Source organism: Candidatus Thiodiazotropha sp. LNASS1 (genome assembly GCF_964212655.1).
Classification (GTDB): domain Bacteria; phylum Pseudomonadota; class Gammaproteobacteria; order Chromatiales; family Chromatiaceae; genus Thiodiazotropha.
The window spans coordinates 3,290,813-3,304,806 of sequence record NZ_OZ156465.1 but is presented as its reverse complement, the minus strand read 5'-3'; the positions used below and the strand labels follow the sequence as shown (position 1 = coordinate 3,304,806).

Below are 13,994 nucleotides of genomic sequence, written 5' to 3'. Positions count from 1 at the left end.
GGCCCTGAATTCCGCCTATAGTACAAGCTGGCCGGCGAATATGTTAGCGTTAGCCGTTAGCTTAAAGTTTCAACGCATGCAGAAAGTCGACAATCCCGAGCTGATCTATCTGGGCCGCAGCCGGTTGCACCGCAACCGAGCCAATCTGATCCAGACCTTACATACGGTCGCCGCCCTGGCGGAAATCGGGGTAAAGACCCGGCTCTACCTGCCTCCCTGGCACAAGACGGTTACCCCGCAGCAGCGATGCGAGGAGATGGGGATCTCGAACACACCCGATATTCGGGGTGTTCAGCTACTGCACCGTCGTTGGCCGACATCACTTTTCCCACGTTTCTATAAACGTCAGCTGCGCAGGGCTCGAGCGGTCTTTGTTCGCTCACCCGAACTTAGCCTGGGATTGGGCGCGCAGGGTATTTCCCACCACTTCGAGGTGCACACGCTGCAACCGATGCATCAAAAGGGGATGTTAGACAAGATCATCGATTATCATCGCCGGAGACTGATCGGTTGCCTGATTCCGATCAGCCAAAGCGCAGCGGCGGCCCTGGTGGCCGCGGGTGCCGATGAAACGCGCATCCATGTCAGCCCATCCGGCGTCGACTTGCGGCGCTTCGAGGAACTCCCCGACCTTGAGCCGGAACGACTCGCCAGACCCAGGATCATCTATCTCGGTAGAATCAGCAGGGATCGCGGCCTGCAGATCCTGAGCCACTTGGCAGCGAGCGGCAGCGGCGAAGTGCGCCTGGTGGGTGATTGCGAGGATCGACTGACGGAATTACCCAATCTGCATCACCAGCCAGCCGTTCCCCACCGGGAGGTGGCATCACTCTATGCGGAGAGCGAGCTGGTTGTGCTGCCCTACCAACAGTCATTGAGCCATGCCGACGCGATCAGCCCGATGAAACTGTTCGAGGCCATGGCCGCGGGTAGGGCGATTGTCGCCAGCGACATCCCGCCCATCAGAGAGATCCTGGAACATGGCCGGAATGCTCTGTTGGCGCCCCCGGAAGACCCGGCAGCCTGGGAAGTGGCGGTAAAAACACTTATGCACAATCACCGCTTGGCAGTTAAACTTGCGCAGCAGGCGCGGCAGGATGCCGCTGCCTACAGTTGGACCAACAGAGCGGCAGGCATTGCCCGCGCGATCGGTCTGAGAAATTGATCTGTACAGGTACTAGGGCCTGTTAGCACTAATCTGGTGGGCCCTGTTGGGCCTGAAAAAACGCCAATCAAGGCGCGAGGAGAGAGGTTTGGTCACTCCAAATGAACGACGAGCAACGCCGAGTGGCGCTTTTTCAGGCCCAACCCGAAGGGCTGGGGCTGTTTTTGCACCCAGCGGCGTTATCATTCGCTCATGTAGCATAACTACACCTCGCTCATTCTGCCTTGCTGGACAAAAAAATAGTCCCAGCAGGGCCGATTGGATTAGTGTTAACAGGCCCTAGGTTATGTTGGAGATATTTCGGGCAAGCCTTATCCCGATACACGCACCTACAACAAAGTTTGAGCAGATCGGCAACTGGATCGGCCTGATCGGCCTCTATCTGTTCTCGTTCTTCGCCCTGTTGAGCATCGCGGGCGCCAATCTGGGGCTGGGCCTGATGATTATCGGCTTGATGCTGTCGAGGCAGGCATGGAGAAACCTCTTGTCCCAGTCCATCACCTGGCTCTGCCTCCTGGCCATCATCTATATCCTGGTACGCACCTACTGGTCCACCGGGGAGATCGTCGCTGAACAGAAGACCCAGTTGAACCAGGCCAGGGACTGGATTCAACTGTTTCTGTTTTTTATTCCGGCCTGGTGGTTAAGCCAATCGACCTATCGCATCCCGATCAGCATTTCCCTGATGTTCAGCGGATTCGCTCTTGGCATGATCACAGCCCTGGATGGCGAAACCCTGACGCAGACCTTACAAGGCGTACGCACAGGGCTCCACTTCGGCAAGCCCATCATCTTGGGTTTTGACTGCGCTGCAGCGATACTCGGTTTAATGGCGCTGGGTATGTACTGGATCGACGCTAAACACGGCACTACCCGACGGCGGGTCGCATTGCGCTTGGGCCTGACCCTGCTGGCCGTACTGTTTTTCACCCAGGGTCTCATCATCAGCCAGTCCAGGGGGGTCTGGCTGGCGATGCTGTTTGCCCTGCCAATACTCTTTTTGACCCTGCGCTTTGCCGGCCCGCCCCGTCAACACAGTCCAATCCGGCTGCGCTACCCTATTATCGGTCTGATAGTGGTTGCCACCGTCATCCTCGGCGTGAACTGGAACACCATCAGCCAGCGCATCGCCAGTGAAAGCAACGAGTGGAGCGCCATCGTCAACGAGGGGCTCGAAAACGCCCCCTTGGGCTCTTCCTCCTATCGCCTCCATCTGTGGCAGTTCGGCTTGCGGAAATGGCTGGAGAGACCCTTATTCGGATGGGGTCCTGGCACAACCCACGCCCTGGTTGAGGCGGAAAACGATATCGCCCTGCAAGATCCCCCGGGTTCCAGTTTCGATCATCTTCACAACGCCTATCTGGAAGTGGTCTTTCAGCTGGGTATGCTGGGTATCGTACTGGTAGCCCTGGTCAGCGGTGTGATGATCTCTAAACTGATGGAAAGTTACCGGCGGAAAAGAGTCTCGATCTATTTTCTCGCATTCCTGATGAGTAATTTTATGCTCATCGCTATCTATAGCCTGACCGACTTCAGACACCTGCACTGGAACTGGCGATTTTACTGGTTGATCATCGCCGGTGCCACGCTCGCCTTCGGACTGGCAACATACCGTCCGACCAAACGGCGGGGAGAACATGAGCAGGCAGGCTGAGGTGCATCCGGACCTGTCGATTCTTGCATCATTCTCCGGTGAGGGTGGTGTGGAACGCATGGTGCTGAATCTTGTGAACGCCTTGGCCGAGCGTGGCTTGCATATCGATCTGCTGCTGATCAAGACCCGAAGCAGGCATCTGGATGAGATTCATCCCGCGGTCAACCGCATCGATCTGGGTACTCGTCACACCGCCACCAGCCTCATACCCCTCACCCGCTATCTGAGACGGATACGGCCTCCCTGCCTGCTCGCGGCGAAGGACAGGGCCGGACGCATGGCGGTCATCGCCCGCGCCCTGGCGGGCGCTTCAAATACCCGACTGGTACTGCGCCTGGGTACCAATCTGACTGCCGCATTCGCCCATAAGTCACGCTGGCGGTTGTTTTTACGTCAGCAGCCGATCCGCCTGCTCTACCCCCACATCGACCGCATCATCGCGGTATCCGAGGGTGTCAGGCAAGATACCCTGGCGATTTCCGGTGTCGATCAGGAAAAGGTTGTCGTGATCCGCAACCCGGTCATCACACCCCGCATGATAGAGGCGGCGTCAGCTCCGGCACCACACACCTGGGAGAATGAGTCCGAAGATCCCTTGATTCTCGCTGTCGGGCGTCTCACGCTGCAGAAGGATTTCGCCACCCTGTTGCGCGCCTTTGCGGATCTTCGCAAACACCGGCCCTGCAGGCTCATCATCCTGGGTGACGGACGCCAGCGGGAAAACCTGCTCACCCTAAGTCATGAGTTGGGCATCAGTAAGGCGCTGGCGCTACCCGGTTTCACCACCAATCCCTATAGCTATATGAAACGGGCCGATCTGTTTGTGCTCTCTTCCCGATGGGAAGGCTCTCCGAATGTATTGACCGAGGCCATGGCGCTGGGCACCCCTGTGGTATCCACCGACTGCCCCAGCGGCCCGAGTGAACTGCTCGATCGGGGGCGCATTGCGCCACTGGTCCCGGTCGGCGATTGGAAGGCGCTCTCCCAGGCCATGCAGCGCGTGCTCGACAACCCGCCTGAGTCAACCCTTCTGCGCGAGTCCGTACAGGAATACAATGCCCACCAGAGCGCCAGCCGTTATCTGGAAATCATGGGCCTTGCCAAGGCCTGAAAGGGCCTGTTAACTGGCCTTAGGTCATAAGAGACATATCGATGCTGTTGTCAGTCAAATACAACTTTCTATTTGTGCATATCGCCAAAACCGGCGGTACCAGTGTACGTGCGGCCCTGCAATCCCTGCGCTGGCGCGATCCCTGGTATTACCCCATGTTCGTCTGTTCACGCCTCAGCCACCTCAGCGGTCATCGGCTGGGCAGCAAGTTCCCCAGACACTCGCGCATCGTCGCCGCCAAGGAGATGCTGCCTGAACCATTCTTCAAACAGCTCTTCAAGTTTGCGATTGTGCGCAATCCCTGGGATCTGCAGGTCAGCTCCTACCACCATATTCGCCGCGAACGCCCCCATCTGATTGCCCATCTCGATGACTTCGGACAATTCATGCGCTGGAAACTCGACCCGGAAAGACCTTATCAATACCATGTCGATACATCGATTCAGTCGCAGCTCGACTATCTGATCGATCTCGAAGGTAAAGTCCTGGTCGATTTCATCGGCCACTACGAGAATCTGAGCGATGACTTCAATACCATCACTCAGCGAATCGGTGTACCTAACCTGAAGCTGCCTCACAAACGCAAGGCGACGGACAGAAAAAAAGACTACCGAAGCTACTACACAGACGAATTGGCCGCGCTGGTGGGCGACCATTTCCACAAGGATATAGAGGGGCTGGGATACAGCTTCGATCCATGATCGAAATTCAAGACAATCCAAGGCATCATTCCAAGTTGCATGGCACAGGGAGTGATAACCCGGCTTGCTATTGCCTTGCTTCCACTGAGGATTAAATCTATACCATGAATGGGGCGATGGCCCGTTAACACCAGCCCAATTGGGAATATATTAATCTCAGAACAATCTCGATGCCGAGTAGATCAGTTCGTCGGCCCTGGTTGGATCCGTCTGCCAGGACGGCATGGTTTCAAACCAACCGTCATTCATTGGCGTAATGTTGGTTTTTTCGGCAGTAACCGAAAAAGGCGAAGTCTGTATGGTCAAGTCGTAGACCACGATATCCAACGGGTCCCGCCCTGCACTTACGGCATTTGTATCCAATTGCCAGGCAGCCAGCCTGTCGCCAGTCAGGTTCCACCTGGGGAACAGGCTTGCCAAATCGGGATCCTGCTCCACAAACATTATTGATGCGTCAGTGGGCTGTGCTGCATGCGTGTGTGGTCCTACCCAGATATCGTAATCGCCAAACAGCGCGACGCTGTCCGATAGGTGACGATAGCTGGCGATCAGTGTGGTGTCCGGGGAAAGTTTCGGATCGAAGTCACCGGGACCATTGGGTGTTGCCAACACCGTGTTACTACCGGCAGTACGCTCAACCACACCGGTCAGGGTCATCGTAGTTCTGTCGATTGTTGCGGTATAGACCCGGCTGAACTCCTGGCGAGTACCGAACCGTTGTCGTTTGAAAGTGATAATATCTCCATTTCCCCAGAACGGATCGGCATCGATCTCGCCATCGGCGATATCCGGAGGATTCGAGGCATAGTTGACCGGCCTCTGCTCTGTTCCATCGATATTCATAACATAGAGACGAAGCTGAAAGCTGCCCGGATCATCCCGATCGCTGACAAAGATTATGTATTCACCATCGGGCGAGGGTTCAGGTGTCGCATCGACAGCATGGTTGGAAGCAACGAATCCTGTCACGGGATCGATGTCGGTGAGAAATCTCGGATTGCTGCCATCCACATTCATGACTGCGATGGCACTGCCTGGCAGATCCCCTTCGTCATACAGCGTATCTTCGTTGCTATCCTCGAGATAGGTCTGATAGATCAGAAAGGGTGAGCCGGGTGCGTCATTCGGCGCATAGACGACATGATTCTCCTGGTATCTGGTTGAACTGATCTGTTGCCTGTCAGTGCCAGCGGCATTGTTTGTAAACACCCCATACTCAATCGACAAGCCGCTGCCGGGATCGACTGGAGAGAGTGTGAACTGGGTCGGCTGGGGATCAGCACCGTCAGAAATACCGTCACCATCCGTATCCGCGGTGAGAGGATCGGTATCGAACATCAATACTTCAGTGAGATCCCAAATGCGATCACCGTCAGAATCGGCAACCCGAGGATCGGTGCCAAGTTCTGACTCCGCCTGATTGGTCAATCCATCCCCGTCGGTATCACCCGTGGGAGAGAGAGTATCGCTGTCACCACCGCCACCACTTCCACCACCGCAGGCGGCAATACCCACCAGCATGACAGGCAACAGACTATGTTTCAGCAAAGTAACGAGGAGTCGTTCCATTGGGATTGAAGAAGCGCCTTTGCCGTTGAATTGACTTCAACAAATGTCGATTGTACCACCCGCTACTACTAATGCAGCTTGATTGCCGGGTCGATACTCCGCCGTAGCATGCGGGCAAGGGTAGTCAGCCCTGTACGCCACCACCCGAACAGGGTCAGCTGATGCATTTTGTAGAGGGAGAGGTAGACCCAACGGGCAATCCAACCACTGACCCGTACGCTGCCGGTGATCGCTCCCATCAGGCTGCCAACGGTGCTGTAGCGCCCAAGGGTAACCAGAGAACCGTAATCACGGTAGACATAACGCTTGTTGAACGATTGGCCCTTGATCCGCCTCTCCAGCGCCTTGGCAACGAAAGATGCCTGTTGGTGGGCTGCCTGGGCACGGGGCGGCACCAGATCACCCTGTTCATTCATGACACAGGCGGCACAGTCGCCGATGGCATATATGCGATCATCGTCTTCCAACGTCAGGTCTCCATTGACCTTCAATTGATTGATACGATTGGCTGAAAGACCGAGTTTACCAAGGAAGTCCGGTCCCTTGATGCCTGCTGCCCAAACCTTGATAGCGGCCGGGATCACCTGTCCGGATGCAGTGTGAACCCCCTCTGCTGTCACCTCGGTGACCGTTTCGGAGACATGCACCTGAATCCCGAGCCCTTCCAGCTCCAGTTGGACCTGACCTGAAAGCTTCTCTGGCAGGGCGGGCAAAATACGCGGCCCCGCATCGAGGATGTGCAGCCGCACATGCCGATCCGGTTCAATGATCTCGAAACCGTACTGGGCAATCTGGCGAGTAACCTGATGCAGTTGCGCCGCCAGTTCAACACCCGTAGCACCGGCACCAACGACTGCCACGTCCAGCTGCCCTTCCTGCAAGGGTTCATGCTGGGTGTTGGCACGAATCAATGCCTCCAACAGCTGTTGCTGAAAGGCGCTTGCCTGGGACTTGGTATCAAGCATCAGGCAGTGCTCCTGGACCCCGGGAATGCCGAAGTCATTACTCACACTGCCGACAGCGAAAATCAGGTAATCATATGCGAAGCTGCGACTCGGAATCAGCTCCTCACCCTTGTCGTTATAGAGTGGGGCAAGAATCACCTTGCGCCCAATCCGGTCCAGGTCGCTCATGACGCCAAGACGAAAGCGATAGTGATTCCAGCGGGCATGGGCCAGGTATCCGAGGGCGTGCTGGGCCGGATCGAAGGTGCCTGCCGCCACTTGGTGCAGCAGCGGTTTCCAGACATGGCTCCGGGTTGCGTCTATCAGTGTGACTTCCGCCCTACCCGGTTTGCCTAACTTCCTGCCGAGCCGGGTGGCAAGTTCCAGGCCGGTGTCTCCGACATCGCTGGCTCCAAATATGATAAGTAAACTTGAACTAGGCATTCATTCAGCTTATGGGTGTAGACTTTAGCAGGTTGCCCTGTCCCTGTCTCAAGAGATAACAGTACGCTTAGATCAAACGTGTCAATCTAAACTACAATCAGCATCACTATACTTAACACCGGTTTTTTTAACCGGCATTCAATATCATGACTCATCGTTTTTACATGGTTGATGTTTTCGCGGAGCACCCTTACTCAGGGAACCAGCTCGCGGTCTTCGTCGGTACAGACCCGCTAGCTAGCGAAACGATGCAGCAACTCGCTGCAGAGATGAATTTCTCCGAAACGACCTTTGTTGCCTCTGATCCAAAGATTGATGGCGGATATCACGTAAGGATCTTCACCCCGGCGAGAGAGATAGCCTTTACCGGGCACCCAATACTCGGAACAGCCTGGGTGATTCGCCATCATGTTGAGCCTGAGTTGTCTACACAGGTACGTCTCAACCTGTCCGTGGGACAGGTTCCGGTCACCTTTGAGACAGATGCTGACGGAAGGGAGGTTGCCTGGTTTCAGGCACCGCCAATGTCGCTGGAGGCGACGACGCCTCTTGAACCGGTCGCGGCAGCGCTCGGTCTATCACCACAAGAGATCGATACGAGAGCGCCAATCCAGGTAATCTCCGCAGGCACATCGGCGATGATTGTTCCTCTATCCACTCTTGATGCGCTTCGTCGCAGTCGGCTAAATCTAGAGGTGTTTGCCCCGCTGTTGGCACAGGGTTACCCACCGCTTGTCTATCTCTTCTGCAGCCAGACCCTTCACCCCCAGAATGACCTATCCGCAAGGTTCTTTTTCGAAGCGCATGGGGTAAGAGAAGATCCGGCGACAGGGAATGGTGCGGCTTTTCTCGGTGCTTATCTATTGGCGCATAAGCTCTACCCTGAATCCGTTCTTTCATTGCGGATTGAACAAGGTCACGAAGTCCGTAGGCCGTCATTGGTCATGTTACGTGCACGAATGCTTAACGGTGCGCCAGAGGTGGCTGTGGGTGGCAGTGTCATTCCAACACTGCGGGGTGAGTTGCTTTGATGGGCGATGTGGCGTGGGTGCAGTCAACACAGAAAATGGAAATCACTCCACCGGCAGCCCCATCGCGGCAAGATAGCCTGCGACGCTGCTTTCCAGCCGATAGGAATCCACCGCAGCCAGCAGTTCGGATTTCGAAAGCGGATTGTCCAGTTGACGCACCATCGCTTCTGCCAACCCGGGAGCATCGCCGGGCGCCACCAACAGCTCACCGGATAAACCGCCCAACAGCTCCGCCGGGCCGCTGGGACAGTCTGTGGAGATGACCGGTGTTTCTGCGGCCATCGCCTCGACGAGTACATTCCCCATCCCTTCCCATAATGAGGAGAGCACGAACAGAGACGACTGTTTCATATATGGATAGGGATTGGCCACAAACCCAGGCAGGCTGACTCGATCTCCAAGACCAAGTCGATCTATCTCCTGTTCCAACCTTGTCCTGGCACGCCCCTCGCCAAGTATCAGCAAGCGACAATCATAGTTTTCGGGCAAAAGCGCAAAAGCCCGGATCAGGGTTGTGAAGTCCTTACGCCGGCATAGTTCACCTGCGCCCAGAATGACCCGAGGTTTTCCCGGCCCGAACCAGGGGTGATCCAAGGGCTCATCCAACTGACGCATAAATTGAGGCGTAATGAGTGGACTTGGCACCGCGGATATCCGTTCCCGGGGTATACCGATGGTCGAAGCGAAGTCATCAGCCGCGCCTTTTGACGGGGTTAAAATGGCATCGGCCCGTCGATAAAGATAGCGCATCGAATTGCGCTGCACGAAACGATCAAAACGGCCTCTGCTGGCCAGATTGGCACTGACTGTGGTGCCACTGCGAACCACAAGGCGTGTCTTGGCACCGCTTAATGCCTGGGCAAATATGGCGGTTCTGTTGACCCGGTCCTTGTCGGTCAACAATACATTGGGACGAACCCGTTTCAAGTACCTCAATAGTTCCGGCAGTGCAGTATAGACATGCCGGGCATTGAACTCGATAACCTGTAAGTTTTCTCTGAGAGGTGTATCGAGATAGGGGCCATGGTTGCCAATCTTGAGAAGGTCGACCGGGTGGCCTGCCTGCGCCATTCCCGGTAGCAGATTTTTTGCAAGCCGGTCCACGCCACTGTATCCGGATGTGGCCAGAAAACAGGCAATCCGGGGTTTATTGTCCATCGATTACCTGTGGCACAGTCAACCCAAACGCGGCCAGATAACCACGGGCGCTCTTCTCAAGCGTGTAGTCACTGACGGCCTCCTTCAGGCGTTTTGCATCCAGTGGTTGCCTGAGGGTCTGTAACATGGCTTCGGCCAGTCTTTCAGGATCACCCATCGGCACCAATGGCGCTACCTCACCCCCACGGGTAACTTCATAGGGTCCGGACGGGCAGTCGGTACTCACACAGGAGATACCGAGTGCGAGTGCCTCGGTCAACACGTTGGGCGACCCCTCCCAAAGCGAAGATAAAACAAACAATTTTGCCGCTTTCAGATAGGCATAGGGGTTATCGACAAATCCTGGAAGCCGGAAATCCTCACCCAAATCCAGCTCCTGAGCCAGGCTCAACAGTTGTTCCTCCTTGTTGCCTTGGCCGAGGATCATCAGCCTGCAGGGCAATTGCTTCCGCACCAGGGCAAAGGCACGCATTAGGGTCGGAAAGTCCTTCTGCCTGCGCAACCCCCCAATACCGAGAATCAGCGGGGGCAGATCCGGTGCCAGCCATTCATCGTCAACGGACATCTGCGCTTGCTGATAAAGCTCCGGCGTGATGGTCGGATTCTTGATGACATTGATTTTGTCCAGTGGAATATGGCTGATCTCCACCACTTCATCAGCCACCCCTTGGGAGACCGCAACCACGCCATCCGCCCTGCTGAACAGTGAAACCAGTTGTCGTTTCTTCAACCAGCGACGAAGCGGATGTGTACCGCGCGCCTTCATTCTTGATAACAGGGCTGTCCCGGGCCGTAGAAAAAAACGGGTTCGACCGGCATGGCGCTGTTTCGCCTGTAAAGCCACCTGATCATCCAATATCTTCGCGGAAAGTAAAATATGCGGATCATTATTCCTCAGGTAGTCTATCAGCCTCGGTAACGCCGCCTTCTGCTTTGATACCTGAAACCTGATGATCCGCACTTCCGGCGGCAACAGGTGCAAGTAGGGGGCATCGGTCTCTTTGACGATGAAATCGACCCGGACACCGATAAGTGACAATCCACGGGCGATATTGACCATCATCCGTTCCACACCGCCGTCGCCAAACTTGAGAATGAAGAGGCATACATGCGGCATGCTCAGGGGTGTTTCACGCATTCGACCGCCAGTTTGGGATAATCATCAAATTTCTCGGTGTGTTATGTGCAGGAATCTAATTATTTCATATACAACGGGATGGCGTATAATTTATCATCCTTGCTGAGTCGCATACATACTGCTACTGCATATGCATATGCAAATGGAAATGGAAATTAGGAGAAGTTATATGGTGCTGGAAAACCGAAAAGGAGACAAACCGATCCCCGACAACCTCAATGAAGTGCTGAATAATCTCCAACTGCTGGCACTGCAAAAAGCGGAGGGATTCGGTTGGAAACTGAAATTCGTGCGCAGACCCCTGTTCCAGGAAGTCGTTCCTGTGATCACAGATCCGTCCGGCGATAAAATCGGTATATTGGAGCGAAACGGGGTGATCAATATGCACCCGGATACCAAAATCAGGCAATAGTGGTATACATCAGGCAGAGCTATAGCCCAATTCACCTCCATAGATCAATTGTAGGTACAAACCCCGCCACCGCAGATAATGCAGGCGCCGTCTGTACCGATGAAATCTGTGGCGCAGCCACCACTGTTCACGCCGCCGCCAGCCCGGTTGGGTGATAGAGTACAACAGAATCTGTACCCAACTATTCGATTTCACTCAACATGCGCCTGGCTTCCTGTCCCACGGTATTCTCAGGACCCAACTCTATCGCCCTGTTGAATGCCGCAAAAGCCGCCTCTTTGTTTCCCGTTTGTGCCTGCACAAACCCCAAAGTCAACTGTATACGCTGGAAATCGGGCTGCTTGGAGGCGCCGGTTTGCAATACCTCCACCGCGCGTTGAGATTGTCCGATATAGAACAGTGACAACCCGAGATCGTTATGGGATTCCACATCATCCGGGTTGATCCGTAATGCACGCTCATACAGTTCAATCGCCTGTGGATACTCCTTCCGCATAAAGTAATCATCCGCAAGACGGGCTATCAATGCCGGATCATCAGTTGTCAGGGCTTCAGAAGAAGGTTGGAGTTTTACCGCCGGCTGCATGACTGCATCGAACGAACCCACTTGCGGATAGGTCGCCGGGTCGGGCGAGGCGGCAGGGAACTGACTGGTTGTCACGCTTGTATCTTCATAGTAACTGCGGGTAATCGCATAGACCAACAAGCCGTATGTGACTTGTGCAACGATAATTACCAGCCAGGTCAAAACACTGAATTTAGGCATATCGAACTGACCATCGGTTGTGATTCAAGGTAAACTTGAAAATAATTCTCGGAAACCTGCCAAGGTTTGGCAACATTGATTCTCAGAGCGTAATGTGACAGGAATCAATATATTTATCGCTCTTTTATTAAGGCCAATAGCTTATCCAGCGGCTTTTCGTGCTCCTCGATGTGGACGGAATCGAGCCATGCATAGGGTGGAGATTCATTCACATCCAACCAGTCATCGCCCTGCTCTCCCCTATTGATGATAAAATTATTGAGTTTGGCCGCAGTTTCATCATCAGGCAATTCAATGAGTCGCTTGCCCACTCGTTTCTCCCAAAGATCAATAGCGGCATTACTGAGACAGCCTGGATCGACCGGATTGCCGAGACAAAGCTGTTTAACCGGGTTGCGAATATAGTAATCAACCAATCTGGCGGCATTCTTGGCCTTTTCACCCTTGGGACCGGTATCAGCGCAAGGACACTGCTTGTTCGCCTCTGTGATATCCATCGGCAGGGGCATCTGAATGCGGTAGGCATAGGGTGACAGGTATCGCTCCTCGCGAAAACTGCAATCATCTTCCGGCATACTGCACTGCAGGGCATCATCCCGCAATCGACTCAAGTCCGCCAGCACCAGATCCTGAAGGCTTTCCAGTTGTTTGATAGCGTCTTCATCACTGCTCAAAGGGATAAGCAGTCCCTCCCCATTTAGCGCCTGAAACTTATCTGATTGGTCGAGGATATGTTCGATATCCTCATACAGTTTCAAATACGCCGCCCAATAATCGGCAAGCTGATCAAGCTCCGACAGATCGAGCGTAATAGTTCGTTCCGGCCAATTGGCAAGGGCCGAATAAGGCATCAAGGTAACGCGATAGTAGGCCGGGTAGTCGCTGGCTTCGGTAGTGATTGTATCGAGTTTTGTCAGCAAGTCCTCCTTCGATGCGGGAATCCTATCCTTTCGCCCGCCTGACTGGTAGAAACGCATGCTGACATTTTTACTTTCAATGGATCCTACTTTTTTACCGTTGGCGCTCGCTTTTACATTCACACCCCAACCGGAACCGCTGAAACTGGCGGACGCTTCCTGACTCTCCTTCTTGCTGCTCGTTTTTACTGTGATGACCGCAGTCAGGCGTGCCCCCCCATATAGCGCCGCTACATAAGAGTCACCGCAATAGTTCAGAAAGGCGGTCAGATCGCGTTTCTTCGCAAGCCGCAGTGCCTCTGAGGTCAAACGGATGGAACCTGCATCCGGCAGCGTCTTTCTTGTCTCCGGATCCTTGATTTCGCCGCGGCTGCCAGGCAAGAGCGGTGTTGCATAGCGAACTCCATTGTCCACCGACACATTCAACACAAAGTTGGAACTGAAACTGTTTATTTTCGTATTTTTCGCAAACTTTGCGCTACCGCTTGCCTTGTAGGCGATGGTCTTCACCGATGCGGCGGCTGAAATATTCATGCTCTGCATCAGCTGACGACTGTCGGATACCTCGGTCATGGTCATATATTTGGTCTGACCTTTATCCTCTTCGATGGAATACTCGATGCAGACATTCGGCTGTGGTAAGCCTTCATCTGAATCCCAGCCCCAACCGACATCGACGCCAGTCTCAGGGTAGTTGACCGAAACAGGTTGGGCATGCCTGCGCTCAGTGATCTCCACTGCTTTTTCATAGTCAGCGTTAGACTCAGGTAGACTCTGCTGATTCTCTCCGCTCTGCTGGCAAGCTGTCGTAAATAACGAAGATACCAGTATTGCTATGCTCCGTTTCAGAATATGACCGGTTGAAGTGAAAGCCATACATCTTCCCCTTTAGATCCTACTAAAACCCATGTGTTGACGTTTGAACAACATATGAAGGATCGAGTATAGCCCAGGCTATATCATGCAAAGACCCGTAAAGACTTG

Annotated in this window: 12 protein-coding genes; 6 read left to right on the top strand and 6 right to left on the bottom strand. The window is 54.3% G+C overall.

What is annotated here, in order from left to right; all coding sequences use genetic code 11:
• Positions 1-76: 76 nt before the first annotated feature.
• The 4 genes from AB8516_RS14530 (at position 77) to AB8516_RS14515 (ending at position 4,631) form a co-directional block, all read left to right on the top strand.
• Positions 77-1,165: a glycosyltransferase gene (locus AB8516_RS14530; protein ID WP_369161728.1), complete on the top strand. Its 1,089-nt coding sequence runs from the start codon at positions 77-79 to the stop codon at positions 1,163-1,165.
• A gap of 286 nt (positions 1,166-1,451) precedes the next feature.
• Positions 1,452-2,819 carry an O-antigen ligase family protein gene (locus AB8516_RS14525; protein ID WP_369161726.1) on the top strand — a complete coding sequence of 456 codons (1,368 nt, stop codon included), beginning with the start codon at positions 1,452-1,454 and terminating at the stop codon, positions 2,817-2,819.
• Complete coding sequence (locus AB8516_RS14520) at positions 2,803-3,930, top strand: glycosyltransferase (protein ID WP_369161724.1); 1,128 nt, start codon at positions 2,803-2,805, stop codon at positions 3,928-3,930. The genes AB8516_RS14525 and AB8516_RS14520 overlap by 17 nt, the downstream gene beginning before the upstream one ends.
• 41 nt (positions 3,931-3,971) lie before the next feature.
• Positions 3,972-4,631 carry a sulfotransferase family 2 domain-containing protein gene (locus tag AB8516_RS14515; protein ID WP_369161722.1) on the top strand — a complete coding sequence of 220 codons (660 nt, stop codon included), beginning with the start codon at positions 3,972-3,974 and terminating at the stop codon, positions 4,629-4,631.
• Positions 4,632-4,787: 156 nt separating this feature from the next.
• Here AB8516_RS14515 and AB8516_RS14510 read toward each other — a convergent pair whose 3' ends face one another.
• Complete coding sequence (locus tag AB8516_RS14510; protein ID WP_369161720.1) at positions 4,788-6,200, bottom strand: hypothetical protein; 1,413 nt, start codon at positions 6,198-6,200, stop codon at positions 4,788-4,790.
• 68 nt (positions 6,201-6,268) lie between these two features.
• Complete coding sequence (locus AB8516_RS14505) at positions 6,269-7,588, bottom strand: NAD(P)/FAD-dependent oxidoreductase (RefSeq protein WP_369161718.1); 1,320 nt, start codon at positions 7,586-7,588, stop codon at positions 6,269-6,271.
• 146 nt (positions 7,589-7,734) lie between these two features.
• On the opposite strand from AB8516_RS14505, the gene AB8516_RS14500 reads away from it, so the two are divergent.
• Entirely contained in the window at positions 7,735-8,619 is an 885-nt protein-coding gene (locus tag AB8516_RS14500; RefSeq protein ID WP_369161716.1) for a PhzF family phenazine biosynthesis protein, read from the top strand.
• A gap of 42 nt (positions 8,620-8,661) precedes the next feature.
• On the opposite strand, the gene AB8516_RS14495 is transcribed toward AB8516_RS14500, so the two are convergent.
• Together AB8516_RS14495 and AB8516_RS14490 are read right to left on the bottom strand one after the other, a co-directional pair.
• Positions 8,662-9,777 carry a glycosyltransferase gene (locus AB8516_RS14495; RefSeq protein ID WP_369161714.1) on the bottom strand — a complete coding sequence of 372 codons (1,116 nt, stop codon included), beginning with the start codon at positions 9,775-9,777 and terminating at the stop codon, positions 8,662-8,664.
• Positions 9,767-10,915 carry a glycosyltransferase gene (locus AB8516_RS14490; RefSeq protein ID WP_369161712.1) on the bottom strand — a complete coding sequence of 383 codons (1,149 nt, stop codon included), beginning with the start codon at positions 10,913-10,915 and terminating at the stop codon, positions 9,767-9,769. Before AB8516_RS14490 ends, AB8516_RS14495 begins: the two co-directional genes overlap by 11 nt.
• Positions 10,916-11,084: 169 nt before the next feature.
• Here AB8516_RS14490 and AB8516_RS14485 point away from each other — a divergent pair, with 169 nt between their 5' ends.
• Entirely contained in the window at positions 11,085-11,327 is a 243-nt protein-coding gene (locus AB8516_RS14485; RefSeq protein WP_369161710.1) for a hypothetical protein, read from the top strand.
• Between the two features lie 181 nt (positions 11,328-11,508).
• On the opposite strand, the gene AB8516_RS14480 is transcribed toward AB8516_RS14485, so the two are convergent.
• Complete coding sequence (locus AB8516_RS14480) at positions 11,509-12,093, bottom strand: tetratricopeptide repeat protein (protein ID WP_369161708.1); 585 nt, start codon at positions 12,091-12,093, stop codon at positions 11,509-11,511.
• A gap of 113 nt (positions 12,094-12,206) precedes the next feature.
• On the bottom strand, positions 12,207-13,886 hold the full coding sequence (locus AB8516_RS14475) for a hypothetical protein (protein WP_369161706.1): 1,680 nt from the start codon (positions 13,884-13,886) through the stop codon (positions 12,207-12,209).
• Positions 13,887-13,994 lie beyond the last annotated feature (108 nt).